This is a genomic window from Hydrogenophaga sp. UC242_50, from assembly GCF_042697355.1.
Taxonomy (GTDB): domain Bacteria; phylum Pseudomonadota; class Gammaproteobacteria; order Burkholderiales; family Burkholderiaceae_C; genus Hydrogenophaga.
The window spans coordinates 2,274,142-2,300,626 of the sequence record NZ_CP170553.1; the positions used below are offsets into that span (position 1 = coordinate 2,274,142).

19 protein-coding genes and 7 pseudogenes are annotated in these 26,485 nt (G+C 67.4%); 13 read left to right on the forward strand and 13 right to left on the reverse strand.

The window, feature by feature from the left end; all coding sequences use genetic code 11:
• Positions 1-13 precede the first annotated feature (13 nt).
• The 12 genes and pseudogenes from leuD to ACFJGX_RS11710 all read right to left on the reverse strand — a co-directional run bounded on the left by leuD (position 14) and on the right by ACFJGX_RS11710 (position 9,417).
• Positions 14-664 (reverse strand): 3-isopropylmalate dehydratase small subunit, encoded by a 651-nt coding sequence (gene leuD / locus ACFJGX_RS11655; RefSeq protein ID WP_382321201.1) that lies wholly within the window; start codon positions 662-664, stop codon positions 14-16.
• 15 nt (positions 665-679) lie between these two features.
• A complete protein-coding gene (locus ACFJGX_RS11660; protein ID WP_291114172.1) occupies positions 680-841 on the reverse strand; it encodes an entericidin EcnAB in 162 nt (53 codons plus the stop codon).
• Between the two features lie 40 nt (positions 842-881).
• Positions 882-2,304: pseudogene (gene leuC, locus ACFJGX_RS11665) on the reverse strand (3-isopropylmalate dehydratase large subunit).
• Between the two features lie 29 nt (positions 2,305-2,333).
• A pseudogene (locus ACFJGX_RS11670) lies at positions 2,334-3,261 on the reverse strand (LysR family transcriptional regulator).
• Positions 3,262-3,420: 159 nt separating this feature from the next.
• Positions 3,421-4,731 carry a citrate synthase gene (locus ACFJGX_RS11675; protein WP_382328418.1) on the reverse strand — a complete coding sequence of 437 codons (1,311 nt, stop codon included), beginning with the start codon at positions 4,729-4,731 and terminating at the stop codon, positions 3,421-3,423.
• Positions 4,728-5,039: a succinate dehydrogenase assembly factor 2 gene (locus tag ACFJGX_RS11680; RefSeq protein WP_291119968.1), complete on the reverse strand. Its 312-nt coding sequence runs from the start codon at positions 5,037-5,039 to the stop codon at positions 4,728-4,730. Before ACFJGX_RS11680 ends, ACFJGX_RS11675 begins: the two co-directional genes overlap by 4 nt.
• A 19-nt stretch (positions 5,040-5,058) precedes the next feature.
• Positions 5,059-5,763, reverse strand: coding sequence for a succinate dehydrogenase iron-sulfur subunit (locus ACFJGX_RS11685; RefSeq protein ID WP_291119971.1), 705 nt, complete (start codon positions 5,761-5,763; stop codon positions 5,059-5,061).
• A 40-nt stretch (positions 5,764-5,803) separates the two neighbouring features.
• A complete protein-coding gene (locus ACFJGX_RS11690) occupies positions 5,804-6,202 on the reverse strand; it encodes a hypothetical protein (RefSeq protein WP_382328672.1) in 399 nt (132 codons plus the stop codon).
• 243 nt (positions 6,203-6,445) lie between these two features.
• Positions 6,446-7,610, reverse strand: a pseudogene (locus tag ACFJGX_RS11695) (FAD-dependent oxidoreductase); the annotation flags it as partial.
• Positions 7,611-7,614: 4 nt separating this feature from the next.
• A complete protein-coding gene (sdhD, locus tag ACFJGX_RS11700) occupies positions 7,615-7,980 on the reverse strand; it encodes a succinate dehydrogenase, hydrophobic membrane anchor protein (RefSeq protein ID WP_291119976.1) in 366 nt (121 codons plus the stop codon).
• 20 nt (positions 7,981-8,000) lie between these two features.
• A complete protein-coding gene (gene sdhC, locus ACFJGX_RS11705) occupies positions 8,001-8,432 on the reverse strand; it encodes a succinate dehydrogenase, cytochrome b556 subunit (protein WP_382321192.1) in 432 nt (143 codons plus the stop codon).
• Between the two features lie 154 nt (positions 8,433-8,586).
• Complete coding sequence (locus ACFJGX_RS11710) at positions 8,587-9,417, reverse strand: GntR family transcriptional regulator (RefSeq protein WP_382328420.1); 831 nt, start codon at positions 9,415-9,417, stop codon at positions 8,587-8,589.
• 139 nt (positions 9,418-9,556) lie between these two features.
• On the opposite strand from ACFJGX_RS11710, the gene ACFJGX_RS11715 reads away from it, so the two are divergent.
• From ACFJGX_RS11715 to acnB, 3 genes and pseudogenes are all read left to right on the forward strand, one after another.
• Complete coding sequence (locus ACFJGX_RS11715) at positions 9,557-10,543, forward strand: malate dehydrogenase (RefSeq protein WP_297403047.1); 987 nt, start codon at positions 9,557-9,559, stop codon at positions 10,541-10,543.
• An 18-nt stretch (positions 10,544-10,561) separates the two neighbouring features.
• Entirely contained in the window at positions 10,562-11,566 is a 1,005-nt protein-coding gene (locus ACFJGX_RS11720) for an HpcH/HpaI aldolase/citrate lyase family protein (protein WP_382321189.1), read from the forward strand.
• A 67-nt stretch (positions 11,567-11,633) separates the two neighbouring features.
• Positions 11,634-14,236 (forward strand): annotated as a pseudogene (acnB, locus tag ACFJGX_RS11725) (bifunctional aconitate hydratase 2/2-methylisocitrate dehydratase).
• Between the two features lie 117 nt (positions 14,237-14,353).
• Here the strand turns inward: acnB and ACFJGX_RS11730 are convergent.
• Positions 14,354-15,160, reverse strand: a complete 807-nt coding sequence (locus ACFJGX_RS11730; protein ID WP_382321187.1) for a helix-turn-helix domain-containing protein — start codon at positions 15,158-15,160, stop codon at positions 14,354-14,356.
• 134 nt (positions 15,161-15,294) lie between these two features.
• Here ACFJGX_RS11730 and ACFJGX_RS11735 point away from each other — a divergent pair, with 134 nt between their 5' ends.
• The 10 genes and pseudogenes from ACFJGX_RS11735 (at position 15,295) to ACFJGX_RS11780 (ending at position 26,482) form a co-directional block, all read left to right on the forward strand.
• Complete coding sequence (locus ACFJGX_RS11735; RefSeq protein ID WP_382321185.1) at positions 15,295-15,708, forward strand: hypothetical protein; 414 nt, start codon at positions 15,295-15,297, stop codon at positions 15,706-15,708.
• A 115-nt stretch (positions 15,709-15,823) separates the two neighbouring features.
• On the forward strand, positions 15,824-15,982 hold the full coding sequence (locus ACFJGX_RS11740; RefSeq protein WP_297403479.1) for a DUF3309 family protein: 159 nt from the start codon (positions 15,824-15,826) through the stop codon (positions 15,980-15,982).
• An 82-nt stretch (positions 15,983-16,064) separates the two neighbouring features.
• Positions 16,065-18,931, forward strand: a pseudogene (locus ACFJGX_RS11745) (aconitate hydratase).
• A gap of 55 nt (positions 18,932-18,986) precedes the next feature.
• Positions 18,987-19,916, forward strand: a complete 930-nt coding sequence (locus ACFJGX_RS11750) for a S1C family serine protease (protein ID WP_382321184.1) — start codon at positions 18,987-18,989, stop codon at positions 19,914-19,916.
• A gap of 27 nt (positions 19,917-19,943) precedes the next feature.
• Positions 19,944-20,946, forward strand: a pseudogene (locus tag ACFJGX_RS11755) (AAA family ATPase).
• A 1-nt stretch (position 20,947) separates the two neighbouring features.
• Positions 20,948-22,018: a DUF58 domain-containing protein gene (locus ACFJGX_RS11760; protein ID WP_382321181.1), complete on the forward strand. Its 1,071-nt coding sequence runs from the start codon at positions 20,948-20,950 to the stop codon at positions 22,016-22,018.
• On the forward strand, positions 22,015-23,082 hold the full coding sequence (locus tag ACFJGX_RS11765; RefSeq protein WP_382156004.1) for a VWA domain-containing protein: 1,068 nt from the start codon (positions 22,015-22,017) through the stop codon (positions 23,080-23,082). The genes ACFJGX_RS11760 and ACFJGX_RS11765 overlap by 4 nt, the downstream gene beginning before the upstream one ends.
• 348 nt (positions 23,083-23,430) lie before the next feature.
• Positions 23,431-24,642: an MFS transporter gene (locus ACFJGX_RS11770; protein WP_382321178.1), complete on the forward strand. Its 1,212-nt coding sequence runs from the start codon at positions 23,431-23,433 to the stop codon at positions 24,640-24,642.
• Complete coding sequence (locus ACFJGX_RS11775) at positions 24,639-25,538, forward strand: dihydroorotate dehydrogenase electron transfer subunit (RefSeq protein ID WP_382321176.1); 900 nt, start codon at positions 24,639-24,641, stop codon at positions 25,536-25,538. The genes ACFJGX_RS11770 and ACFJGX_RS11775 overlap by 4 nt, the downstream gene beginning before the upstream one ends.
• Positions 25,531-26,482, forward strand: a pseudogene (locus ACFJGX_RS11780) (dihydroorotate dehydrogenase). The gene ACFJGX_RS11775 and the pseudogene ACFJGX_RS11780 overlap by 8 nt, the downstream one beginning before the upstream one ends.
• The last annotated feature ends 3 nt before the right edge of the window (positions 26,483-26,485 follow it).

Genomic DNA, 26,485 nt, shown 5'->3' on the forward strand with positions numbered 1-26,485 from the left:
TCGAGAGAAATGCTCAGGCCGCCATCGTGTGCGCGAGCCAGGGCTTGGTCGCCAGGCGCTCGGCTTCGAAGGCCGCGATCTTGTCCTTGTAGCGCAGCGTGAGGCCGATGTCGTCCAGCCCGTTGAGCAGGCAGTACTTGCGGAACGCCTGCACGTCGAAGGGGATTTCCTCGCCCTGCGGCTTGACGATCACCTGGCGCTCCAGGTCGATGGTGAGCTGGTAGCCGGGGAAGGCCGCGACTTCATCGAACAGCTGGGCCACCTGCGCCTCGGGCAACTGGATGGGCAGCAGGCCGTTCTTGAAGCAGTTGTTGAAGAAGATGTCGGCGTAGCTGGGCGCGATGATGGCGCGAAAACCGTACTGGTCGATGGCCCAGGGCGCGTGCTCGCGGCTGGAGCCGCAGCCGAAGTTCTTGCGCGCCAGCAGCACGGACGCACCGGCGTAGCGCGGCTGGTTGAGCACGAAGTCGGGGTTGGGCTTGCGGCTGGCCGGGTCCTGGCCCGGTTCGCCCTTGTCGAGGTAGCGCCACTCGTCGAACAGGTTCTCGCCGAAGCCGGTCTTGCGGATCGACTTCAGGAACTGCTTGGGGATGATGGCGTCGGTGTCGACGTTCTCGCGGTCCATCGGGGCCACGAGGCCCTTGTGGAGGGTGAATTTCTGCATGGTGATGTGTGCCTGTTATTTGGCGATGTCCTGGACCTTCTCGCCGGCTTTTTCAATGCCCTTGCCGGCCGCCTGGCCGGCTTGCTTGGCGTCCTGCTTGACGCCGGTCCAGGTGTTGCACGCGGCCAGCGTCAGCGAGAGGGCGAAGGCGGCTGCGATCCATGCAATGCGTTTCATGTGAATCTCCTGAGGGTGGTTGCGGGGGAAGGAGGAAGGGTCAAGCGAAGGTGCGCACGTCCACGAAGTGGCCGTGCACCGCGGCCGCGGCGGCCATGGCGGGGGACACCAGGTGGGTGCGGCCACCAGCGCCCTGGCGGCCTTCGAAGTTGCGGTTGCTGGTGGAGGCGCAGCGCTCGCCCGGCTCCAGCCGGTCGGCGTTCATGGCCAGGCACATCGAGCAACCGGGCTCGCGCCACTCGAAGCCCGCCGCCTTGAAGATCTCGTGCAGGCCTTCGCGCTCGGCCTGGGCCTTCACCAGGCCGGAGCCCGGCACGACCAGCGCCAGCTTGACGTTCTTGCGCACCTTCTGGCCGAGCTTCTTCACCACGGCGGCGGCTTCGCGCATGTCTTCGATGCGGCTGTTGGTGCAGGAACCGATGAAGACCTTGTCGACGAAGATGTCGTTGAGCGGCTTGCCGGGCGACAGGTCCATGTAGGTCAGCGCGCGTTCGATGGCGCCGCGCTTGTTGGCGTCCTTTTCGCGGTCGGGGTCGGGCACCGAGCCGTCGATGCCGAGCACCATCTCGGGCGAGGTGCCCCAGGTGACCTGCGGCACGATCTGCGAGGCGTCGAGTTCGACCACGGCGTCGAACGTCGCGTCGGTGTCGGACTGCAGGGTCTTCCAGTAGGCCACGGCCTGGTCCCATTCCACGCCGGTGGGCGAGAGCGGGCGGCCCTTGACGTATTCGATGGTCTTGTCGTCCACCGCCACGAGGCCGGCGCGCGCGCCGCCTTCGATGGCCATGTTGCACACCGTCATGCGGCCTTCCATGCTCAGCGCGCGGATCGCCGCGCCGCCGAACTCGATGGTGTAGCCCGTGCCGCCGGCCGTGCCGATCTTGCCGATGATGGCCAGCACGATGTCCTTGGCGGTGCAGCCCTTGGCGAGCTGGCCGTCCACGCGCACCAGCATGTTCTTGGCTTTCTTGGCCAGCAGGGTCTGCGCCGCGCAGCACGTGCTCGACCTCGCTGGTGCCGATGCCGTGGGCCAGGGCGCCGAACGCCCCGTGGGTGGAGGTGTGGCTGTCGCCGCAGACCACGGTCATGCCCGGCAGGGTCGCGCCGTTTTCCGGGCCGATCACGTGCACGATGCCCTGGCGCTTGGACATGAAGGGGAAGAACGCGGCCGCGCCGAATTCGGCGATGTTGCTGTCCAGCGTGGTGATCTGTTCCTTGCTGACCGGGTCGGTGATGCCGTCGTAGCCGAGTTCCCAGCCGTTGGTGGGCGTGTTGTGGTCGGCGGTCGCGACCACCGAACTCACGCGCCAGACCTTGCGGCCAGCCTGGCGCAGGCCTTCATAGGCCTGGGGGCTGGTGACTTCGTGCACCAGGTGCCGGTCGATGTAGAGCACGGACGTGCCGTCCTCTTCGGTGTGGACAACGTGTTCGTCCCAGATCTTGTCGTAGAGCGTGCGTGGCATGGCGTGGGTCTTGTCGTGGAGGAAGGATTTTAGGCCGCCTGACGGACATCGGCGGCACTGAGGTGATCCACCAGCAGGCGTGCGCTGGCGGGCAGGCTGGAGAAATCGCGGGCCACCAGCACCAGCTGGCGCTGGGCCCAGGGATCGGTCAAGGGCACGGCCTGCAGCGCATCGCCGGTGCTCAGCAACTGGAAGGCGCGCTCGGGCATCACGCCCACGCCCAGGCCGTTGGCGATCATGCGGCACATGGCGTCCAGCCCAGTTACGCGGATGCGCACGCGTACGGTGGTGCCGGCCTGGGTGGCAGCCTGGTGCGTGCGCCAGGTGGATGGAGCTGTTGGCGTGCAGGCCCACATGGTCGAAGGGCAGGGTGGCTTCGAAGGGCGCGGGGCCGCCGCTGGCCAGCGGGTGCCCGCGTGGCACCACGAGCGCCAGGCTGTCGCGCCGGTAGGGCAGGCTTTGCAGGCCAACGGTGCCCATGGCGCCGTTGCACAGGCCGAGGTCGGTGGCGCCCTCCTTTACCGCGCGCAACACCTCGGGGCTGAGGTGCTCCTCCAGATCGATCTTGATCTGGGGGTGTTGGCGCGCGAAGGCGCCCAGGTCTTCGGGCAGGAACTGCACGATGGCCGAGATGCTGGCGTGCACGCGCACATGCCCGCGCACGCCATCGGCGTACTCGGCCAGTTCGATCTGCATCTTCTCCAGGCCGAACAGCACGGTGCGCGCGTGGTGCAGCAGGCCCTCGCCCGCGGGCGTGAGCCGCACGCCCCGCGCATGGCGGTGCAGCAGTGTGGTGCCCAGCGCGCTTTCCAGGTCCGACAGGCGCTTGCTGATCGCCGAGGCGGCGATGAACTCCCGCTCCGCCGCGCGGCCGATGCTGCCCAGCTCGCACACGGCCACGAAGAGCTGCAGCGAGGTGAGGTCGATCTGGCGGGCGAAATTGCGTTCCGAGAGCATGGGGCGTTGGCTTCTCGTTTGGAGAGGTCGAAAAAGGATTTTCCCTCAGATAGTGAGTCCATGACATCGTCAAGGACGATGGGTGGCTTGCTGCTCTGCGCAGGCCGGAGGCGAAAAAAAGCCCGCCGGGCGGCGGGCTTTCAGGGGGGCGGACGCCGATCAGCGGTTGGCCAGCGGCTTGACGTCGCGGCGCACCGAGCCGGTGAACAGCTGGCGCGGACGGCCGATCTTGTACTCAGGGTCGCTGATCATCTCGTTGAGCTGGGCGATCCAGCCGACGGTGCGCGCCAGCGCGAAGATGCCGGTGAACAGGTTGACCGGGATGCCGATGGCGCGCTGCACGATGCCGGAGTAGAAGTCCACGTTCGGGTAGAGCTTGCGCGAGACGAAGTACTCGTCTTCCAGCGCGATCTTCTCGAGTTCCTTGGCCAGCTTGAACAGGGGGTCGTTTTCCAGGCCCAGTTCCTGCAGCACTTCGTTGCAGGTTTCCTGCATCAGCTTGGCGCGCGGGTCGTAGTTCTTGTACACGCGGTGACCGAAGCCCATGAGCTTGACGCCGGAGTTCTTGTCCTTGACCTTCTCCATGAACTCGCCAACCTTGGAGACGCCGCCGTTGCGCTGGATGTCTTCCAGCATGTTCAGGCAGGCCTCGTTGGCGCCGCCGTGGGCCGGGCCCCACAGGCAGGCCACGCCGGCCGCGATGGCGGCGAACGGGTTGGTGCCCGACGAGCCGCACAGGCGCACGGTGGAGGTGGAGGCGTTCTGCTCGTGGTCGGCGTGCAGGATGAAGATGCGGTCCAGCGCGCGCTCGAGCACCGGGTTGACCTGGTACTCCTCGCAGGGCGTGCCGAACATCATGCGCAGGAAGTTGCCCGAGTAGCTCAGGTCGTTCTTCGGGTACATGTAGGGCTGGCCGATGCCGTACTTGTAGGCCATCGCCACCAGCGTGGGCATCTTGGCGATCAGTCGGATCGCGGCGATCTCACGGTGCTTCGGGTTGTTGATGTCCGTGCTGTCGTGATAGAAGGCCGACAGGCCGCCGACCAGGCCGGTGAGCACGGCCATGGGGTGGGCGTCACGGCGGAAGCCGCGCAGGAAAAACTGCATCTGCTCGTTGACCATGGTGTGGTTGGTCACGAGCTTGTGGAAGTCGCCCCGCTGCGATTCGTTCGGCAGCTCGCCGTTGAGCAGCAGGTAGCAGGTGTCGAGGTAGTCGCACTGCGTCGCCAGCTGTTCGATGGGGTAGCCGCGGTACAGCAGCTCGCCCTTGTCGCCATCGATGTAGGTGATGGCCGACTGGCACGAGGCCGTGGACAGGAAGCCCGGGTCGTAGGTGAACATGCCGGTCTGCGCGTAGAGCTTTCGGATGTCGATCACGTCCGGACCGATGTTGCCGGCGTAGACCGGCAGGTCGACGCTGGGGCTGCCGTTGGAGAACGACAGGGTGGCTTTGTTGTCTACGAGTTTCATGCAGGTTCCTCGGATGATGAGAGAGGTCGCAGGCCGCGCAGCAGTGCAAGCACTTGCGTCACGTCCGCGCGTTCGAGATCGCCTTGGAGGGGCTTTCGACCGAGCAGCAGATCCAGCAGGTCGTTGTCGGACAAGTCCATCAAGAGCCCGAGTGCATCGGCTTGGCGCACGGTTAAGCCAGATTCGTGCCTGGCGAAGAATCGCTCGATGAACAGATCGTTCTCGAGCAGGCCACGACGACACCGCCAGCGCAGCTTGCTCAGCGCGCGCTCGTCCAGCAAGGCATCCTGCAGGGGGGTGTCGGTCATGGGGTTCGGGGGTGGGCGCTCAGACCGAGCGCAGCACCATCATTTCCTTGATCTTGCCGATGGCCTTTGTGGGGTTCAGGCCCTTGGGGCAGACGTCCACGCAGTTCATGATGGTGTGGCAGCGGAACAGGCGGTACGGGTCTTCCAGGTTGTCCAGGCGCTCACTGGTGGCCTGGTCGCGGCTGTCGGCGATGAAGCGGTAGGCCTGCAGCAGGCCTGCGGGGCCGACGAACTTGTCCGGGTTCCACCAGAAGCTCGGGCAGCTGGTTGAGCAACTGGCGCACAGGATGCACTCGTACAGGCCGTTGAGCTCTTCGCGCTCTTCGGGGCTCTGCAGGCGCTCCTTCTCGGGCGCCACGGTTTCGTTGATCAGGTAGGGCTTGATGCTGTTGTACTGCTTGAAGAACAGCGTCATGTCCACGATCAGGTCGCGCACCACCGGCAGGCCGGGCAGCGGCTTGAGCACGATGTCGCCCTTGAGCGTGTTCATGTTGGTCAGGCAGGCCAGACCGTTCTTGCCGTTGATGTTCATGGCGTCCGAGCCGCACACGCCTTCACGGCACGAGCGGCGGAACGAGATGGAGGGATCCACCGCCTTGAGCTTCATCAGGGCATCGAGCAGCATGCGCTCATGGCCATCGAGTTCGACTTCGATGCTCTGCATGTAGGGCTTGGCGTCCTTGTCCGGGTCGTAGCGGTAGATCTTGAAGGTGCGTTTTGCCATGGTTTGTTCTCCGTGCGTCGTGGGTGCTGGGTGAAGGGGCTCAGAAGGTGCGGACCTTCGGGGGCACCGACTCCACGGTCAGGGGCTTGAGGTTGACAGGCTTGTAAGTCAGGCTGTTGTCGGCGCTGTGCCACAGCGTGTGCTTCATCCACTCCGCGTCGTTGCGGCCCAGGGGGAACTGCGCGTCGTCGGCCGGGCGCTCGTAGTCGTTCACCGTGTGGGCGCCGCGGCACTCGCGGCGCGCGGCGGCCGAGGTCATGGTGGCCTGGGCGCATTCGATCAGGTTCTCCACTTCCAGCGCTTCGATGCGCGCGGTGTTGAACACCTTGGACTTGTCCTTGAGCGTGATGGCGGCGACGCGTGCGCGCATCGCGTTGATCTTGACCACGCCTTCGTCCATGCTGGCCTGTGTGCGGAACACGCCGGCGTGCTGCTGCATGGCGGTGCGCAGGTCGTTCGCGACGTCCTGCGAATACTCGCCATCGGTGGCGTTGTCCAGGCGGGCCAGGCGGGCCAGCGTCTTGTCCGCCGCGTCGGCAGGCAGGGGCTTGTGGATCTTGTTCTTGTTGTTGTACTGGACGATGTGGTCACCAGCCGCCTTGCCGAACACGAGCAGGTCGAGCAGCGAGTTGGTGCCCAGGCGGTTGGCGCCGTGCACGCTCACGCAGGAGCATTCGCCCACGGCGTAGAGACCGTTGACCACCTTCTGGTTGCCCTGGCCGTCCGGAGTCACCACCTGACCGTGGATGTTGGTCGGGATGCCGCCCATCTGGTAGTGGATGGTGGGCACCACGGGGATGGGGTCCTTGGTGATGTCGACGTTGGCGAAGTTGTGCCCGATCTCGTAGACCGAGGGCAGGCGCTTCATGATGTCGTTGACGCCGATGTGCGTCATGTCGAGGTGGATGTAGTCCTTGTTCGGACCGCAGCCGCGTCCTTCCTTGATTTCCTGGTCCATGCAGCGCGAGACGAAGTCGCGCGGTGCCAGGTCTTTCAGCGTGGGCGCGTAACGCTCCATGAAACGATCGCCGTTGACGTTGCGCAGGATGGCGCCTTCGCCGCGGCAGCCTTCGGTCAGCAGCACGCCCGCGCCGGCCACGCCGGTGGGGTGGAACTGCCAGAACTCCATGTCCTGCAGCGGGATGCCGGCGCGCGCCGCCATGCCCAGGCCGTCACCGGTGTTGATGAACGCGTTGGTGGAAGCCGCGAAGATGCGACCGGCGCCGCCGGTGGCGCAGCAGCGTGGTCTTGGCTTCGAGGATGTAGGTCTCGCCGGTTTCCATCTCCAGCGCGGTCACGCCGACCACGTCGCCGCTGGCGTCGCGGATCAGGTCCAGCGCCATCCATTCGACGAAGAAGGTGGTGCGGGCCTGCACGTTCTGCTGGTACAGGGTGTGCAGCATGGCGTGGCCGGTGCGGTCGGCCGCGGCGCAGGCGCGCTGCACCGGCTTCTCACCGTAGTTGGCGGTGTGGCCGCCGAACGGGCGCTGGTAGATCGTGCCGTCGGGGTTGCGGTCGAACGGCATGCCGAAGTGTTCGAGCTCGTAGACGACCTTGGGGGCTTCACGGCACATGAACTCGATGGCGTCCTGGTCGCCCAGCCAGTCGGAGCCCTTGATGGTGTCGTAGAAGTGGTAGTGCCAGTTGTCCTCGTTCATGTTACCGAGCGAGGCGCCGATGCCGCCCTGGGCCGCCACGGTGTGCGAGCGCGTGGGGAACACCTTGGAGAGCACGGCCACCTTGAGGCCGGCGCGCGCGAGCTGCAGCGAGGCGCGCATGCCGGAGCCGCCGGCGCCGACGATGACCACGTCGAACTGACGCTTGGGAAGGGATGCGGATGCGGTCATGGCTTCAGAGCCTCCAGAGAACTTGAACGGCCCAGCCCAGGCAGGACAGGAGCCAGACGATGGTGAAGACGTGCAGCACGAGGCGGATGCCGGCGGGCTTGACGTAGTCCATCCAGATGTCGCGCATGCCGACCCACACGTGGTAGGCCAGGGCCAGGAAGACGGCGAAGGTCAGCGCCTTCATCCACTGTTGGGCGAAGATGCCGGCCCAGCTCTCGTAGCCGATGGGGCCGCTGATGAACAGCACCTGCAGCAGCACGATCAGCGTGAAGATCGCCATGAGGGCGGCGGTGATGCGCTGGGCGAGCCAGTCGCGCAGGCCGTAGTGGGCGCCGGTGACGACGCGCTTGGAACCGTAGTTGACGGACATGTTCAGTTTCCTCGTCGCTATCAGTACAGGCCGAACAGCTTGGCGCCCAGCACCAGCGTGAGGCCGATGCTCAGCACCAGCGTGACGATGGCGGAAGAGCGGCCGAATTCCTTGCTCACCGCATGGCAGGCGTCCATGTACAGGTGGCGGACGCCGGCGATCAGGTGGTGCAGGTAGGCCCAGATGATGGACAGCACCACGAGCTTGAAGAACCAGCCCGGCACGAAGCCGATGCCGGCGGAAAACGCCGAGCTGAAACGTTCGAAGGACAGCTCGGACGACACGGAGGTGTCGAACAGCCAGACGATCAGGGGGAGCAGGATGAACATCAGGCCGCCGCTGGCGCGGTGCAGGATCGACACCCAGCCGGCCGGAGGCAGGCGGTAGGTGGTGAGATCCTTGAAGGCGTTGATGTTGCGGAACTCGGGCCGCTTCTTGGTCAACTCGGTCATGGTGGGGCTTTCTTCCGGGGAGGGAGGGGTCGTCGCGGCTTGGTAACTCGTTGGTAACTATTGCCAAGGCGCGTCAAATTCTATTGCAATGCACCAAACCGCAGTCCGGCACTCGGACGCTCCCCGATATCCGGGGCTCCGGCTGGGTGCGCCATCAGCTCAGCTCGTTGCGGTAATGGCGTGCGTCGGTGCGGTAGTAGCCGCGGCGCAACTCCATGGGTTCGTCGTTGTAGGTGTAGGCCAGGCGTTCCACGCTCAGCAGCGGGTGCCCGGGCGCGACGCCCAGCAGGGTGGCGGTGTCTTCGTCGGCGCTGACCGCCTTGATCTTTTCCACCGCGCGCACCATGCGCACGCCGAACTGCGTTTCGAACAGGGCGTACATCGGGCCCTTGTCTTCCGACAGCGCCTCGATCGTCAGGCCTTTGAAGGGGCCGCCCGGCAGCCAGAGTTCTTCCACGATGGCGGGGATGCCGGCGAACGCCAGCACGCGCTTGACCTGCAGCACAGCGTCGCCCGTGCGCAGGGCCAGCTGGCGCGCCACCTCGGCCGGCGCGCGCAGGCGGCGGCATTCGACGATGCGGCGCTCGGCCGGCCCCTGGTCTTCCAGCGTGCCGGTGTCGGGCAGCAGGCGCAGGAAGCGGTACTGGATGTGTTGCTCGGCGTGGGTGCGCACGAAGGTGCCTTTGCCTTGGCGGCGCACCAGCAGGTTGTCGGTGGCGAGTTCGTCGATCGCCTTGCGCACGGTGCCCTGGCTCACGCGAAAGCGCGCGGCCAGGTCGAATTCGCTCGGGATCATGTCGCCCGGCTTCCACTCGCCCGCCTGCAGGCTGCGCAGGATCAGGGTCTTGATCTGCTGGTACAGCGGGCTGAAGGCCGGCGCGGTGTTCTCGAACACGGGGGCGCCGGCCTCTGCAGGTGCCGCGTCGGTGGGATTCTGGGGTGAGGCTGCGCATGCGTTTGCGGGCGCCATCGGGAGGGCGCTCATGGCTTCAATCATATCTTATATAAGACATAAGACAAATTGACGTATCAGGGTTTGCGAGGGTACACTCACGGGCTGTCCAGGGGGTTCGCCCGCCTCGTCATTTCTCTCTTCCCCAACGTCCTTTTCCGGAGTTTTCACCATGAACAAGAAGCCCGTTCGCGTTGCCGTCACCGGCGCCGCTGGCCAGATCGGTTACGCCCTGCTGTTTCGCATCGCCTCCGGCGAGATGCTGGGCAAGGACCAGCCCGTGATCCTGCAGCTGCTGGAAATTCCGGACGAGAAGGCCCAGAAGGCGCTCAAGGGCGTGATGATGGAGCTGGAAGACTGCGCGTTCCCGCTGCTGGCCGGCATGGAAGCCCACAGCGACCCCATGACCGCCTTCAAGGACACCGACTACGCCCTGCTGGTGGGTGCCCGTCCGCGCGGCCCCGGCATGGAGCGCGCCGACCTGCTGGCCGCCAACGCCCAGATCTTCACCGCCCAGGGCAAGGCGCTGGACAAGGTCGCCAGCCGCGACGTCAAGGTGCTGGTGGTCGGCAACCCCGCCAACACCAACGCCTACATCGCCATGAAAAGCGCGCCCAGCCTGCCGCGCGAGAACTTCACCGCCATGCTGCGCCTGGACCACAACCGCGCCGCCAGCCAGATCGCCGCCAAGACCGGTGGCAAGGTCGGCGAGATCGAGAAGCTCACCGTCTGGGGCAACCACTCGCCCACCATGTACGCCGACTACCGCTTCGCCACGATCGGCGGCAAGAGCGTGAAGGATGCGATCAACGACCAGGTCTGGAACGCCGACACCTTCCTGCCCACCGTGGGCAAGCGCGGCGCCGCCATCATCGAGGCGCGTGGCCTGTCGTCGGCCGCTTCGGCCGCCAACGCCGCCATCGACCACATGCGCGACTGGGCCCTGGGCTCCAACGGCAAGTGGGTCACCATGGGCGTGCCCTCCAACGGCGAATACGGCATCCCCAAGGACGTGATCTTCGGCTTCCCCGTCACCACCGAAGGCGGCAAGTACAAGATCATTGAAGGCCTGGAAATCGACGCCTTCTCGCAAGAGCGCATCAACAAGACGCTGGACGAGCTCAAGGGTGAGCAGGACGGCGTCAAGCACCTCCTGTAATCGGCTGGTAACCGCGCCTTGGCTCCGATCCATCCTCGCCACATCCTGCTCGGTGCCCAGGCCGGCGCGTTCGCGCTGCCGGTCTGCGACCACTACAGCGGGGTGGAAGCCCGGATGCGCAAGAGCCTGGCGCTGCAGGCCGAGATGGCCGAGGAGTTCGGCACCTGCGTCTTCGACGTCACGCTGGATTGCGAGGACGGCGCGCCCGTGGGCGGTGAGGCCGAGCACGCCGCGCTGGTGACCGAACTGGCCCTGGCCGCGGCGCCCGAGGCGCGCGTGGCGGTGCGCGTGCACCCGGTGGACCACCCGGCGTTCGACGCCGACGTGGCCACCATCGCGGCGCGCGCCGGCCATCGCCTCGCGCACCTCATGGTGCCCAAGGTCGAATCGGTCGCCGACGTGCAGCGCGCAGCGGACGCGCTCGACGCCGCTGGCGCCCGGGCCTTGCCCCTGCACGTGCTCGTCGAGTCCCCCGCGGCGGTGCACCGCGCGTTCGACATCGCCGCCCACCCCCGGGTGCAGAGCATCAGCTTCGGCCTGATGGACTTCGTCTCGGCGCACGGCGGCGCCATCCCGGCCGACGGCATGAGCGCCGCCGGCCAGTTCTCGCACCCGCTGGTGCTGCGCGCCAAGCTGGAGATCGCCTCGGCCTGCCATGCGCACGGCAAGGTGCCCTCGCACTGCGTGGTGACCGAGTTCAAGCACCTGGATGCCCTGCAGCAGGCCGCCCGCCAGGCCGCCCGCGAGCTCGGTTACACGCGCATGTGGAGCATCCACCCTGATCAGATCCGCCCCATCCTGGCCGCGTTCGCGCCCCAGGCGAGCGAGGTCCACACCGCCGCCGCCCTCATCGAGCGCGCCCTGGCCGCCGACTGGGCGCCGGTGCAGTTCGAAGGCCGCCTGCACGACCGGGCGAGCTACCGCTACTTCTGGCAAGTGCTGGAGCGCGCGCACCAGACCGGCCTGCCATTGCCCGACACGGTGCAAGCCCACTTCGCCGAACCCGCCGCCCTGCGGCATTGAGCTTGCTTGGCAACCGTCCCCACCTGTTTTCTGCCCCACGAATTTCACATCCCCACTGGAGAACCCCATGTCCACCTTCCTCACCGACTACCGCGCCCACGCCGCCGAACGCGCCGCGCTGGGCATTCCTCCGCTGCCGCTGGACGCCAAGCAGGTCGCCGACCTGATCGAGCTGATCAAGGCACCGCCGGCCGGTGAGGACGCCTTCCTGCTGGACCTCATCACGCACCGCGTGCCGCCCGGCGTGGACGACGCGGCCAAGGTCAAGGCCAGCTTCCTGGCCGCCGTGGCGCATGGCGACGTGAAGGTGAGCCTGATCTCCAAGTCCAAGGCCACCGAGCTGCTGGGCACCATGGTGGGCGGCTACAACGTGCACCCGCTGATCGAACTGCTGGACGACGAGGAAGTGGCCAGCGTGGCGGCCGAGGGCCTGAAGAAGACGCTGCTGATGTTCGACTTCTTCAACGACGTGGCCGAGAAGGCCAAGGCTGGCAACCTCAAGGCCCGCCAGGTGATGCAGAGCTGGGCCGACGCCGAGTGGTTCACCAGCCGCCCCGAAGTCGACAAGACCATCACCGTGACCGTGTTCAAGGTGCCCGGCGAAACCAACACCGACGACCTCTCGCCCGCACCCGACGCCTGGAGCCGCCCGGACATCCCGCTGCACTACCTCGCCATGCTGAAGAACACGCGCGAAGGCGCGGCCTTCAAGCCCGAGGAAGACGGCAAGCGCGGCCCGATGCAGTTCATCGACGACCTGAAGAAGAAGGGCCACCTCGTGGCCTACGTGGGCGATGTGGTGGGCACCGGCTCCAGCCGCAAGTCGGCCACCAACAGCGTGATCTGGGCCACCGGCCAGGACATCCCCTTCGTGCCCAACAAGCGCTTCGGTGGCGTCACGCTGGGCGGCAAGATCGCCCCCATCTTCTTCAACACCCAGGAAGACTCGGGCGCGCTGCCGATCGAAGTGGACGTGAGCAAGCTCGAAATGGGCGACGTGATCGACATCCACCCCTACGACGGCAAGATCACCAAGGGTGGCGCCACGCTGGTCGAATTCCAGCTGCGCAGCGACGTGCTGTTCGACGAAGTGCGCGCCGGCGGCCGCATCAACCTGATCATCGGCCGCTCGCTCACCGCCAAGGCGCGTGAGTTCCTGGGCCTGCCCGCCAGCACGGTGTTCCGCCTGCCGCAGGCACCCGCCGAAACCAAGGCCGGCTTCACCCTGGCCCAGAAGATGGTGGGGCGCGCGGTCGGCCTGCCCGAAGGCTTCGGCGTGCGCCCCGGCACCTACTGCGAACCCAAGATGACCACCGTCGGTTCGCAGGACACCACCGGCCCGATGACGCGCGACGAACTGAAGGACCTGGCCTGCCTGGGCTTCAGCGCCGACATGGTGATGCAGTCCTTCTGCCACACCGCCGCCTACCCCAAGCCGGTGGACGTGAAGACCCACCGCGAGCTGCCCGCCTTCATCAGCAACCGCGGCGGCGTGGCCCTGCGCCCGGGCGACGGCGTGATCCACAGCTGGCTCAACCGCCTGCTGCTGCCCGACACCGTGGGCACCGGCGGTGACTCGCACACCCGTTTCCCGATCGGCATCAGCTTCCCCGCCGGCTCCGGCCTGGTGGCCTTCGGCGCCGCCACCGGCGTGATGCCGCTGGACATGCCCGAATCCGTGCTGGTGCGCTTCAAGGGCCAGATGCAGCCCGGCGTGACCCTGCGCGACCTGGTGCACGCGATCCCGCTGTACGCGATCAAGGCCGGTCTGCTGACCGTGGCGCAAGGCCGGCAAGATCAACATCTTCTCGGGCCGCATCCTGGAAATCGAAGGCCTGCCGGATCTGAAGGTCGAACAGGCCTTCGAGCTGAGCGACGCTTCGGCCGAGCGCTCGGCCGCCGGTTGCACCATCAAGCTCAACCCCGAGCCGGTGAAGGAATACCTCACCAGCAACGTGGTGCTGATGAAGAACATGATCGCCCAGGGCTACGCCGATGCCCGCAGCCTGAAGCGCCGCATCGAGAAGGTGGAAGCCTGGCTGGCGCAACCCCAGCCTGCTCGAAGCCGACAAGGACGCCGAGTACGCCGCCGTGATCGAGATCGACTTGGCCGACATCAAGGAACCCATCCTCTGCTGCCCGAACGACCCCGATGACGCCAAGACCCTGTCCGACGTGGCCGGCACCAAGATCGATGAAGCCTTCATCGGTTCGTGCATGACCAACATCGGCCACTTCCGTGCCGCGGCCAAGCTGCTGGGCGGCCAGCGCGACATCCCCGTCAAGCTGTGGGTCGCGCCGCCGACCAAGATGGACGAGAGCGAGCTGATCAAGGAAGGCCACTACTCGGCGTTCGGCACCGCCGGTGCCCGCACCGAAATGCCCGGCTGCTCGCTGTGCATGGGCAACCAGGCGCAGGTGCGCGAAGGCGCGACCGTGGTGTCCACCTCCACCCGCAACTTCCCGAACCGCCTGGGCAAGAACACCAACGTGTACCTGGCCTCGGCCGAACTCGCGGCCATCGCCTCCAAGCTGGGCCACATCCCCACCGTGGCCGAGTACCACGAAGCCATGGGCGTGGTGAACAAGGACGGCGCGGCGATCTACCAGTACATGAACTTCGACCAGATCGAGGAGTACGCCGAGGCCGCGAAGGGTGTGACGGCGTAAAAGGGACCCCCCGCGCCGCCTTCGGCGTCACCCCCCGGGGGCGGCGCTGGAGGGCCGGTGGAGCCGGACCCTCGGCGCCCTGGATCAAAAAAGCCGCTGCGGTTGCAGCGGCTTTTTTTACGCCTGCGCGGCGAGTTGCCTGAGCAACTCTGCAGACGCTTCATCGCCTGGAAAGAAGGTCTCCAGCGCCAGCTCCTGCAGGGTGATGTCCACCGGCGAGCCGAACACCGTGGTCGTGCTCACGAGGTTCAGCGCGCCATGGCCGGTGTTGAACTGGAAAGGCATCAGCACGCCATGGTGTTCGCCCGGCAGCGTGCCGGCGTCGTTGCCGAACGATGCCGGGTAGCCCTTGAGTTCGGCCAGCAGCGCGGCCAGCGCCTCATCGCCGGTGGCGTGGATCTGCTGGCGCAGGCGCTCGAACAGGTGCTCGCGCCATTGCCGCAGGTTGGCGATGCGCGGCGCCAGCCCCTCGGGGTGCAGGCTCAGGCGCAGCACGTTGACGGGGCCCTCCAGCAGCCGGGGCGAGGCCCCCACCATCAGCAGCGGCACCAGGCGGTTGGCCATCACCAGGTTCCAGTGCCGGTCCATCGCCAGCGCGGGCCAGGGTTCGTGGCAGTCCAGGATGCGCTTGACCGCCGCGCGCGCCGAGGCCATGTCGGGCGCGTCCAGCGGGCGCTCGCGGTACATCGGCGCGTACCCGGCGGCTTCCAGCAGCGCGTTGCGTTCGCGCAGCGGCACCTCGAGGCGGTCGACCAGGCGCAGCACCATGTCGCGGCTGGGGCTGGCGCGGCCGGTCTCCACGTAGCTCAGGTGCCGGGTGGACACATCGGCCACGTGCGCCAGGTCGAGCTGGCTCAGGCGGCGCCGCTGGCGCCAGTGGCGCAGGCGTTCGCCGAACGGGGAGGGGGTGGTCAGGGCGTTCATGGGCGGCATGGTAGGGCACCCGGGCGCCGCCCGGCCATGACCTGCCACGTCATGGACGCCGAGCACCCGCCGGCCGACCATGCACCTCGGATGCCCTGAATTCCATCCGTCCTCACCTCATCAAGGAGTGCACCATGTCCCTCATCGCTTCCCTCACCTCCCCGGTCGGCCTGCGCCGCGTGCTCTGGGCCGATGCCCTGTCCGGCTCCGGCACCGCCGTGCTGCACCTGGCCCTGACCGGCTCGCTGTCCACCTTGCTGGGCCTGCCCGGCGCGCTGCTCAGCGCCTCGGGCATCCTGCTGCTGCTCTACGTCGCCCTGGCCGGCACGCTGGCCCTGCAGGCCACGCCGTCGCGCGCGCTGCTGGGCGTGCTGGTGCTCGGCAACTTCGCCTGGATGGCTGCCTGCCTCGCGCTGCTGTTCGGCGGCCTGGTCTCGCCCACGCCGCTGGGCCAGGCCTACCTGGTGGTGCAGGCGGTGGCGGTGCTGGTGCTGGCCGAGCTGCAATGGATGGCGCTGCGTCGCCAGCGGCCGGCCGCCCTGGCCTGAGGCGTGTGCGCCAGCGCACAGATGTGCGCGCACCGAGCGCCTACGCTGGATGGGCGCCCGCGACGGACCGGCCGTCGCGGGCGCCCATCGGTCTTTTTGAACAAGGAAAACAACCATGACGCTTGGAACCATCCTCCTGATCATCCTCATCCTGATCCTGCTCGGCGTCTTTCCCACCTGGCCTCACAGCCGCGGCTGGGGGTATGGGCCCAGCGGGGTGCTCGGGGTGGTGCTCATCATCGTGATCGTGCTGCTGCTCACCGGCCGTTTGTGACGCAATTCATGGCCGTCAGCACGGATTAGCGGGCTCCTGACAGAATGGACCGGTGTTTCACCGATTCCGTCAGGAGCCCCACATGCCCACGACCAGCCATTTCGCCCATCCCTTCGCCTCCACCGTCAAGACCTTCAAGACCGCCTCGGGCAAGAGCGGCCGCTTCTATTCCCTGCCGGCGCTGGCCAGACAGTACCCCTCTGTGAAGCGCCTGCCGGTGTCGCTGCGCATCGTGCTGGAGAGCGTGCTGCGCCATTGCGATGGCGAGCGCGTGACGCCCGACCACGTGGCGCAGCTCGCGCAATGGCAGCCCAACACCGCGCGCACCGACGAAATCCCCTTCACCGTGGCGCGCGTGGTGCTGCAGGACTTCACCGGCGTGCCCCTGCTGGCCGACCTGGCCGCCATGCGCAGCGTGGCCCAGCGCCTGGGCCAGGACCCGAAGAAGATCGAGCCGCTGGTGCCGGTGGACCTGGTGGTGGACCACTCGGTGATGGTCGACCACTACGGCACCAAGCAGGCGCTCGACCTCAACATGAAGCTGGAATTCCAGCGCAACAACGAGCGCTACCAGTTCATGAAATGGGGCATGCAGGCCTTCGACACCTTCGGCGTGGTGCCTCCGGGCTTCGGCATCGTGCACCAGGTGAACCTGGAGTACCTGGCGCGCGGCGTGCACATGAAGGGCGGCATGTACTACCCCGACACCCTGGTGGGCACCGACAGCCACACCACCATGATCAACGGCATCGGCGTGGTGGCCTGGGGCGTGGGCGGCATCGAGGCCGAGGCCGCCATGCTGGGCCAGCCGGTGTACTTCCTCACGCCCGACGTGGTGGGCTTCGAGCTCACCGGCCGCCTGCGCGAAGGCGTGACCGCCACCGACCTGGTGCTCACCGTCACCGAGATCCTGCGCCAGCACAAGGTGGTGGGCAAGTTCGTCGAGTTCTTCGGCGAAGGCACGGCTTCGCTCGCGCTGCCCGACCGCGCCACCATCGCCAACATGGCGCCCGAGTACGGCGCCACCATGGGCTTCTTCCCGGTGGACGAGAAGACGCTGGCCTACTTCCGCGGCACCGGCCGCAGCGCGGCCGAGATCGAGGCCTTCGAGGCCTACTTCCGGGCCCAGGGCCTGTTCGGCGTGCCGGCCAGCGGCGAGATCGACTACTCCAAGGTCGTCAAACTGGACCTCGGCCTGGTCACGCCGAGCCTGGCCGGCCCCAAGCGCCCGCAGGACCGCATCGAACTCGGCCAGGTGGCGCGCCAGTTCTGCGACCTGTTCAGCAAGCCCAACGACCAGAACGGCTTCAACCGCCCGGCCGAGCTGCTGCACACGCGCTACCACGCGATCGACAACGAGATGGCGCCCGTGGCCGTGCCCTCGGCCAAGCCCACGCCCGAAGGCGCGCCGCGCTTCGAGGTGGAGATGGTGGCGCAACCGGCCGGTGCGTGCCAGCGCGCCGGTCAAGGAACCGCGTGGCGACCTCACCATCGGCAACGGCGACGTGCTGATCGCCGCCATCACCAGCTGCACCAACACCAGCAACCCCGGCGTGCTGCTGGCCGCCGGCCTGCTGGCCAAGAAGGCGGTGGAAGCCGGCCTCAAGGTGCAGCCGCACATCAAGACCTCGCTGGCCCCCGGCTCGCGCATCGTCACCGAATACCTCACCCAGACCGGCCTGCTGCCCTACCTGGAAAAGCTCGGCTTCGCGCTCGCCGGCTATGGCTGCACCACCTGCATCGGCAACGCGGGCGACCTCGCGCCCGAGCTCAACGCCGTCATCACGCAGAACGACCTCATCTGCGCCGCGGTGCTCTCGGGCAACCGCAACTTCGAGGCCCGCATCCACCCCAACCTCAAGGCCAACTTCCTCGCCAGCCCGCCGCTGGTGGTGGCCTACGCCATCGCCGGCAACGTCATGAAAGACCTCATGACCGAGCCGGTGGGCAAGGGCAAGGGCGGCAAGCCGGTGTTCCTGGGCGACATCTGGCCCAGCAGCGACGAGATCTACCAGCTCATGAAGTTCGCCATGAACGGCAAGGCCTACCGCGAGAACTACGCGCGCGCGGCGCAGCGAGCCCGGCAAGCTGTGGGAGCACATCAAGGGCGTCTCGGGCAACGCCTACACCTGGCCCAAGAGCACCTACATCGCCGAGCCGCCGTTCTTCGAAACCTTCCAGCTCGCGGCCACGGCGTCCGCCGAGCCGCCGGCGGTGCGTGGCGCGCGCGTCATGGCGCTGTTCGGCGATTCCATCACCACCGACCACATCTCGCCGGCCGGCAACATCGCCGAGAACTCGCCGGCTGGCCAGTGGCTGCTGGCGCATGGCGTGCTCAAGGCCGATTTCAACAGCTATGGCGCGCGCCGGGGCCACCACGAGGTGATGATGCGCGGCACCTTCGCCAACGTGCGCATCAAGAACCTGATGCTGGCCCCCTTGCCCGGCGGATCGCGCGAGGAGGGCGGCTGGACGATCTACCAGCTCGACGGCGTGGGCCAGGGCCAGAAGATGAGCATCTTCGACGCCGCCATGCGCTACCAGGCCGCCGGCGTGCCCACCGTGGTGTTCGCGGGCGAGGAGTACGGCACCGGCTCCAGCCGCGACTGGGCCGCCAAGGGCACCCAGCTGCTGGGCATCAAGGCCGTGGTGGCGCGCAGCTTCGAGCGCATCCACCGCTCCAACCTGGTCGGCATGGGTGTGTTGCCATTGCAATTCAAGGCCGGTGACTCCTGGGAAAGCCTGGGCCTGGCCGGTGACGAAACCATCGACGTGGTCCCGCACCCCGACCTGCTGCCGCAGAGCGAGGCCCGGCTGGTCATCACCCGCGCCAACGGCGAGCGCCGCGAGGTGAACGTCATTCTGCGCATCGACACGCCGGTGGAGGTGAACTATTACCGCGACGGCGGAATCCTCCCCTACGTCCTCAGGCAATTGTTGAGCGCTTGAGCCCGATGCCGCAACGCGGCATGATGTGTTTTCGTTCTGCCCTTCGGGAGTCGCCATGCGAAAGCCTGCCTTGTACAGCCCGTCCACCCGCCCCGGGGTGCCGAAGGCGGGCGCGCAAGGCGCCGGGCCGGCCGCTGCACAGGCCGACGCCCCGGTGGCACCCATCCCGCGCCGGCGCCGCTGGCGGGCCGCCGTCGCCCGCTGGGCGGCCAGCCCGCGCGTCATGTGGTCGGCCCTGGCCCTGCTCGCGGCCCTGCTGGCGGCCAGCGCCTGGCAGGGCAGCGCGAACGGGCCCAAGGCGCTGACGCAGAAGGACATCGACGCGGCCGTGCTGCGCACCCTCACCACCCAGAACATCCCGTCCAAGGCCGCGCGCGCGGCGGAGAAGATCCGCCCCGCCGTGGTGCGCGTCATGTCCTACGGCAAGGACAAGAAGGGCGAGGAGCAGGAAATGGGGGTGGGCACGGGCGTGGTGATCGTGGACAAGGGCATCATTCTGACCAACCTGCACGTGGTGCAGCACGCGCAGACCATCAAGCTGATGTTCGCCGACGGCACCGAATCCGGCGCCAGCATCACCGGCGTGCAGGCCCAGAACGACCTGGCCGTGCTGCAGGCCCACACCATCCCGGACGACCTGATCGCCGCCACCATGCGATCCACCGGCGACCTCGTGCCCGGCGACGAGGTGGTCGCGGTGGGCTTTCCCTTCGGCATCGGCCCCTCCACCTCGTCGGGCGTCATCTCCGGTTTCGACCGCGCCTTCAAGTCGCCCGAGGGCGAGCAGGAGATCGGCAACCTGATCCAGTTCGATGCCGCGGCCAACCCCGGCAACTCGGGCGGCCCGCTGGTCACCATGGACGGCGAGGTCGTCGGCATCGTCACCGGCATCCTCAACCCGACCAGCCACCGCACCTTCCTTGGCATCGGTTTTGCTGTGCCGATCGAGAGCGCCGCCAGCGCCGCCGGTCTGCCCCCGTTCTAGTTCTTCCTTTCTTCACAGGAGCGTTCCATGGACCAAAGCACCGCCCCCGACACCGCCCAGCTCATGGAGCAGATCCTGTACGAGGTCAAGCGCGTGGTGGTCGGGCAGGACCGGTTCCTCGAACGTGTCATGGTCGCCATGCTGGCCCAGGGCCACCTGCTGGTCGAGGGCGTGCCCGGCCTGGCCAAGACCCTTACCGTGAAGACGCTGGCCAGCGTCGTGCAGGGCCGCTTCAAGCGCATCCAGTTCACACCCGACCTGGTGCCCGCCGACCTCGTGGGCACGCGCATCTACAACCAGAAGACCGGCGACTTCAGCACCTCGCTGGGCCCCGTGTTCGCCAACCTGCTGCTGGCCGACGAGATCAACCGCGCGCCGGCCAAGGTGCAGAGCGCGCTGCTGGAGGTGATGCAGGAACGCCAGGTGACCATCGCCGGCGAAACGCACAAGGTGCCCAACCCCTTCCTGGTGATGGCCAACGCAGAACCCGATCGAGACCGAAGGCACCTACCCGCTGCCCGAGGCGCAGGTCGACCGCTTCATGATGAAGGTGATGGTGGACTACCCGAGCGACGAAGAGGAGTTCGTCATCGTCGAGCGCGTCACCGGCCCGGCCGTCAACGTCAACGCGGTGCGCACCACCGACCAGCTCGCCGCGCTGCAGGCGCAATGCCGGCAGGTGTACGTGGATCCTTCGCTCGTGCAGTACGCGGTCAAGCTGGTCTCGGCCACGCGCACGCCCGAGAAACACGGCATCAAGGACATGGCGCACCTCATCACCTTCGGCGCCAGCCCGCGCGCCACCATCGGCCTGGTGGAAGGCGCGCGCGCCCTGGCCATGCTGCGCGGGCGCAACTACGCCCTGCCCGAAGACATGACCGATCTCGTGCCCGACGTGCTGCGCCACCGCGTGGTGCTGTCCTACGAGGGCCTGTCCGAAGGCCTGACCAGCGAAACCCTGATCGGCCGCATCATGAAACACATTCCCGCGCCGGCCCGGCCGTTGGAACACGAGAAAAAGGTGGCTTGACATGCTTGGGCGGCTGTTCGGCAGGAAAGGCGGAGCGCCGGCGAACGCCGCGGCCGCCGCCACGCCGGTCGCGCGCCGGGCCGAGGCGCTGCTGCGCCGGCTCGAATGGACCGTGCTGCGCCGGCTCGACGGCCTGCTGCAGGGCGACTACCGCACCCTCATGCGCGGCTCCGGCCTCGACCTCGCCGACCTGCGCGAGTACCAGCACCACGACGACGTGCGCCACATCGACTGGAACGTGACCGCGCGCCTGCAGACGCCGCACGTGCGCGTGTTCACCGAAGACCGCGAGATGGCCGCCTGGTTTCTGCTCGACCTCAGCCCCTCGGTGGACTTCGGCTCGGGCGAGCAGCGCAAGAGCCAGGTGCTGCTGGACTTCACCGCCGTGCTCGCGCGCCTGATCGGGCGCCACGGCAACCGCGTGGGCGCCGTGCTCTACGGCTCGCGCGGCCAGCCCGTGGTGGACGCGGTGCTGCCCGCGCGCGGCGGCCGCACCCAGGTGCTGCGGCTCATGCAGATGGTGCTGCAGCCGCCGGTGCACGCCAACGCGAAGAACGGCGTGACCCAGCTCGCCGACCTCCTCAAGGCCGCTGTGCACACCGTGCGCCAGCGCGGCACCGTGTTCGTGGTGTCCGACTTCATCAGCGAGCCCGGCTGGGAGAAACCCCTGGGCGAACTCGCGCGCCGCCACGACGTGGTCGCCGTGCGCCTGCTCGACCCGCTCGAACTCGACTTGCCCGACCTCGGCCTGATCCCGATCCGGGACGCCGAGACCGGCGAACAGCTCCTGGTCGACACGCACGACTCGGGCTTTCGCCAGCGCTTCGCGCGCATCGCCGCGCAGCGCGAGGCGCAGCTGCGTGAAAGCCTGGGCCGCGCCGGCGTCGACACCCTGGAGCTGTCCACCGACGACGACCTGGCCGAGGCCGTGCTGCGTTTCATCGACCTGCGCAAGCGCCGCCTGCGCGAGACGCGCAACGGCACCGGCGCACGCCCTGTGCCCACCCAGTTGCCTACCCGGGACCGCCGCAGCTTCAGCGGCGTCCCACGCGAAGGAGCCCGTCCATCATGAACAACTGGCCCGTCACCTTTCTCTGGCCGCAGTTGCTGTGGTTGCTGCTCGCGCTGCCGCTGCTGGTGCTGCTCTACGTGTGGCTGCTGCGAAGGCGCAAGCAGACCGCGCTGCGTTATGCCAGCCTGTCCATCGTGCGCGAGGCCATGGGCAAAGGCCCGGGCTGGCGCCGCCACGTGCCCCCGGTGCTGCTGCTGCTGGCCATCGGCATCATGCTGCTGGCCTCGGCGCGGCCCATGGCCACCATCGTGCTGCCCTCGACCCAGCAGACCATCATCCTGGCGATGGACGTCTCGGGCAGCATGCGCGCCGAAGACGTCAAGCCCAACCGCCTGGTGGCCTCGCAGAACGCGGCCAAGGCCTTCCTGGCCGAACTGCCGCGCCATGTGAAGGTCGGCATCGTCGCTTTCGCGGGCTCGGCGCAGGTGGTGCAGCCCGTCACGCTCAGCCGCGAAGACCTGGTCACCGCGATCGACAAGTTCCAGCTGCAGCGCGCCACCGCCATCGGCAGCGCCATCGTGGTCTCGCTCTCCGAGCTGTTCCCCGAGCAGCGCATCAACCTCGGCGACATGACCTACAGCCGCAACACCGATCCGTTCGCGCCCAAGGGCCGCTCGCTCGACCAGCCCAAGCCCGACGAGAAGACCTTCACGCCTGTGGCGCCGGGCTCCTACACCTCGGCCGCGATCATCCTGCTCACCGACGGCCAGCGCACCACCGGCGTGGACACCGCCGAGGCCGCGAAGATGGCGGCCGAGCGCGGGGTGCGCGTCTACACCGTGGGCGTGGGCACGGTGGACGGCGAGATCATCGGCTTCGAAGGCTGGTCCATGCGCGTGCGGCTCGACGAGGAAAGCCTCAAGGAAGTGGCGCGCGCCACGCAGGCCGAGTACTACTACGCCGGCACCGCCGAGAACCTCAAGAAGGTCTACGAGACCCTGAGCTCGCGGCTGACGGTGGAGAAGAAGGAAACCGAAATCTCCGGTCTGCTGGCCCTGGCCGCCTCGCTGCTCGCGCTGCTGTCGGCAGGCCTGTCGGTGCTCTGGTTCAACCGCATCCTCTGAACGCCGAGGGCACGCGCCGGCACGTCGTGCAGCGGCCCGTGCGTCGGCGCGCCACGAAAAAGGCCTGAACGGCGAACCGTTCCGGCCCACCGGCTGCGCCTGCAGAACCGGTGCTGAGCGCCTCCCATTTCACCACCATCGCACCGCGCCCTCGGCCATGAGGCGCGGGCCTCTGCGCGCGCCTTGACGCCGCATCACCGGCCGTCGCATCCGGGAAAACACTTATCTCATGAACGAGACAAGTATCAAAAAAGATACTAGTATCAAAACATAGAAGAGATGTCGAACCTCGCCGAAGCCTTGCGGCGATGTCCCGTGCAACGAAAGCCCTGTGGGGTGGAGACTCAAATGAGCAAGAAAGATGCGGTGGATGGCTACAGCTGGAAAGCCCTGGCGGGCTCGGCGGTGGGCTATGCGATGGATGGATTCGACCTGCTGATCCTGGGCTTCATGCTCAGCGCGATCTCGGCCGAGCTGCAACTGACGCCCAGCCAGGCCGGGTCCCTGGTGACCTGGACCCTGGTGGGCGCGGTCTTCGGCGGCATCGTCTTCGGGGCACTGAGCGATCGGTACGGGCGCATCCGGGTGCTCACCTGGACCATCGTGCTGTTCGCCGTCTTCACCGGCCTGTGCGCGTTCGCGCAGGGCTACTGGGACTTGCTGATCTACCGCACGATCGCGGGCATCGGCCTGGGCGGGGAGTTCGGCATCGGCATGGCGCTGGCGGCCGAGGCCTGGCCCGCCAAACACCGCGCGCGGGTGTCCTCGTACGTGGCGCTGGGCTGGCAATGTGGCGTGCTCGGCGCCGCCTTGCTGACGCCCTTGCTCCTGCCCGTCATCGGCTGGCGTGGCATGTTCCTGGTGGGGGTGCTGCCCGCCCTGGTGGCCTGGGTGATCCGCAACAAGCTGCATGAACCCGAGGTGTTCGTGCGCCAGGCCGCCAGGCCGGCGTCGAAGGGGCAGGCCTTCAGGCTGCTGGTGAAGGACAAGGCGACCACGAAGATCAGCGCGGGCATCGTGGTGCTGTGCTCGGTGCAGAACTTCGGCTACTACGGAATCATGATCTGGATGCCCAGCTTTCTGGCGAAGCAGCTCGGATTCAACCTCACCAAATCGGCCCTGTGGACCTCGGTGACCATCCTCGGGATGATGGCCGGCATCTTCATCTTCGGCCAGCTGGCCGATCGCATCGGCCGCAAGCCCAGCTTCCTGTTGTTCCAGGCGGGCGCCGTGGCGATGGTGCTGTTCTATTCTCAACTGACCGACCCCATCCAGATGTTGTGGGCGGGTGCCGTGCTGGGCATGTTCGTCAACGGCATGCTGGGTGGTTACGGTGCGCTGATGTCGGAGGCCTACCCGACGGAGGCCCGTGCCACGGCGCAGAACGTGCTGTTCAACATCGGCCGCGGCGTGGGTGGGTTCGGGCCCGTGGTCGTGGGGGCGCTGGTCAGTGCCTATTCGTTCCAGATCGCCATCGCCTTGCTGGCCGCCATCTACCTGCTGGACATGGTGCGCACGGTGTTCCTCATTCCCGAACTCAAGGGCAAGGAGCTGGAATGACCGAAGCGCTCCAGCGTCTCCCGGCCGCACCGCGAGCCTGCGCCACCTTGACCGAGCGCGCCTGCTTCCAGCGCAATGCCGAGGCGGTGGCCTCGCACCGCTGCGAGGTGGTGGAGCACCGCTGGGTCAACGACCGCTACAAGTACCTCCGGCTCACCGCCGAGGTGGATCTCGCGGCCATCACCCGGCCCGGGCAGTTCTACCAGCTCAAGTGCCCGTCGACCGACGACATGAAGCCCTTCCTGCTGCGGCCGATGAGCGTCTATGGCGTCGGCCCCGCACCCGGCACGATCGAATTCCTCTACAACGTGACCGGCCTGGGCACGAAGGCCCTGGCGACGCTGGCCGTGGGGGGGCAGATGGACATCGTCGGCCCGCTGGGCAACACCTTCGTGCTGGACGCCAGTGTCCGGCGCATCCTGGTGGTGGCGCGGGGCGTCGGCCTGGCCACCATGGCGCCCTTGCTGCAACTGGCGGCGCGCTCGGGCATCGCCATCACGGCGGTGATGTCGGCACGCGCACCCCAGGACCTGATGCGCGACGAATTCCTGCGCGGTGCGCAGGCCGATGTGCACGTGGTCCATGACAGCGATGGCAGCTCGTCGGTCGAGGCGGTCGAGGCCCTGGTGCGCCGGCTGATGGACGCGCAGCACCACGACGTGGTCTACACCTGTGGATCGCACCGCCTGCTCATGTTGCTGCAGCAGGTGCTGAAGGACTATCCGCAGACGCGCGGTGAAGTCGCCATGGAACAGCGGATGGCCTGTGGCATGGGGGTCTGCCTCTCCTGTGTGCGGCTGTTCGATCACGGCGGCGACAAGCGGTTCCTGCGCGTCTGCCGCGAAGGCCCGGTGTTCTCGATCGATCAGGTGGTGGGGGAGGTGGAGTTTGGCTGATCTCAATGTCAAAGTGGGCGACGTCGCGCTGCGCAACCCCGTCATGCCCGCCTCCGGCTGCTTCGCGATCGAATACGCCGAAGCGCTGGACTTCAACCGCTTGGGCGCGCTGGTGATCAAGAGCGTCTCGCCGAAACCCCGCGCGGGCAACCCCACGCCGCGGGTGACCGAAAACCCACGGCGGGATGATGAACTCCATCGGCATCCCGAGCAAAGGCCTGGAACACTACCGGCGCGAGGTGCTGCCGCCCTACACGCGGTTCGACACGCCGGTCGTCGTGTCCATCTCGGCCGACACGGTGGACGAGTTCGCGCAGGCCATCGAGGAGATGTCGCTGCCGGAGGTCGCCGTGATCGAGGCGAACATCTCGTGCCCCAACCTGGAGGCCGATGGCATGGCCTTCGCGATGACGCCCGAAACCACCTACAAGGTGGTGAGCGCCATCCGGCGACGAACCCAGCACCCGTTCTGGGTCAAGCTCACCCCCAACGCATCGCACATTGCCGCCGTGGCGAAAGCCGCCGAGGAAGCCGGGGCGGACGCCCTGGTGATGGGCAACACGGTGCTGGGCATGTCCATCGACGTCCGCACCCGCAAGCCCAAGCTGGGCAATGTGATGGGCGGCTTGTCCGGGCCCGCCATCAAGCCGATTGCCTTGCGCATGGTGCACCAGTGCTACCGCAGCGTGCGCATCCCGGTCATCGGTTGCGGCGGCATCTCCAACGCCGAGGACGCGGTCGAGTTCATGCTGGCCGGTGCCAGTGCCGTCCAAGTCGGCACCGCGTCGTTCATCGATCCCGGTGCGATGCAGAAGATCATCGATGGGCTTCACGCCTTCTGCGACGAGACCGGCGTGACCCACGTCCGCGAGTTGACCGGCCAGGTCCGGCTGGATCGGCAGCTGTCCGACCGCTGGTTGCGCTTTGCCCAGCAATCGGGTTGATGC

Bases quoted from the DNA above. Each gene is read 5' to 3' on its own strand.
- leuD (WP_382321201.1), bottom strand. From the start codon at position 664: ATGCAGAAATTCACCCTCCACAAGGGCCTCGTGGCCCCGATGGACCGC.
- ACFJGX_RS11660 (WP_291114172.1), bottom strand. From the start codon at position 841: ATGAAACGCATTGCATGGATCGCAGCCGCCTTCGCCCTCTCGCTGACG.
- ACFJGX_RS11675 (WP_382328418.1), bottom strand. From the start codon at position 4,731: ATGAAACTCGTAGACAACAAAGCCACCCTGTCGTTCTCCAACGGCAGC.
- ACFJGX_RS11680 (WP_291119968.1), bottom strand. From the start codon at position 5,039: ATGACCGACACCCCCCTGCAGGATGCCTTGCTGGACGAGCGCGCGCTG.
- ACFJGX_RS11685 (WP_291119971.1), bottom strand. From the start codon at position 5,763: ATGGCAAAACGCACCTTCAAGATCTACCGCTACGACCCGGACAAGGAC.
- ACFJGX_RS11690 (WP_382328672.1), bottom strand. From the start codon at position 6,202: ATGCAGCAGCACGCCGGCGTGTTCCGCACACAGGCCAGCATGGACGAA.
- sdhD (WP_291119976.1), bottom strand. From the start codon at position 7,980: ATGTCCGTCAACTACGGTTCCAAGCGCGTCGTCACCGGCGCCCACTAC.
- sdhC (WP_382321192.1), bottom strand. From the start codon at position 8,432: ATGACCGAGTTGACCAAGAAGCGGCCCGAGTTCCGCAACATCAACGCC.
- ACFJGX_RS11710 (WP_382328420.1), bottom strand. From the start codon at position 9,417: ATGAGCGCCCTCCCGATGGCGCCCGCAAACGCATGCGCAGCCTCACCC.
- ACFJGX_RS11715 (WP_297403047.1), top strand. From the start codon at position 9,557: ATGAACAAGAAGCCCGTTCGCGTTGCCGTCACCGGCGCCGCTGGCCAG.
- ACFJGX_RS11730 (WP_382321187.1), bottom strand. From the start codon at position 15,160: ATGAACGCCCTGACCACCCCCTCCCCGTTCGGCGAACGCCTGCGCCAC.
- ACFJGX_RS11735 (WP_382321185.1), top strand. From the start codon at position 15,295: ATGTCCCTCATCGCTTCCCTCACCTCCCCGGTCGGCCTGCGCCGCGTG.
- ACFJGX_RS11740 (WP_297403479.1), top strand. From the start codon at position 15,824: ATGACGCTTGGAACCATCCTCCTGATCATCCTCATCCTGATCCTGCTC.
- ACFJGX_RS11750 (WP_382321184.1), top strand. From the start codon at position 18,987: ATGCGAAAGCCTGCCTTGTACAGCCCGTCCACCCGCCCCGGGGTGCCG.
- ACFJGX_RS11760 (WP_382321181.1), top strand. From the start codon at position 20,948: ATGCTTGGGCGGCTGTTCGGCAGGAAAGGCGGAGCGCCGGCGAACGCC.
- ACFJGX_RS11765 (WP_382156004.1), top strand. From the start codon at position 22,015: ATGAACAACTGGCCCGTCACCTTTCTCTGGCCGCAGTTGCTGTGGTTG.
- ACFJGX_RS11770 (WP_382321178.1), top strand. From the start codon at position 23,431: ATGAGCAAGAAAGATGCGGTGGATGGCTACAGCTGGAAAGCCCTGGCG.
- ACFJGX_RS11775 (WP_382321176.1), top strand. From the start codon at position 24,639: ATGACCGAAGCGCTCCAGCGTCTCCCGGCCGCACCGCGAGCCTGCGCC.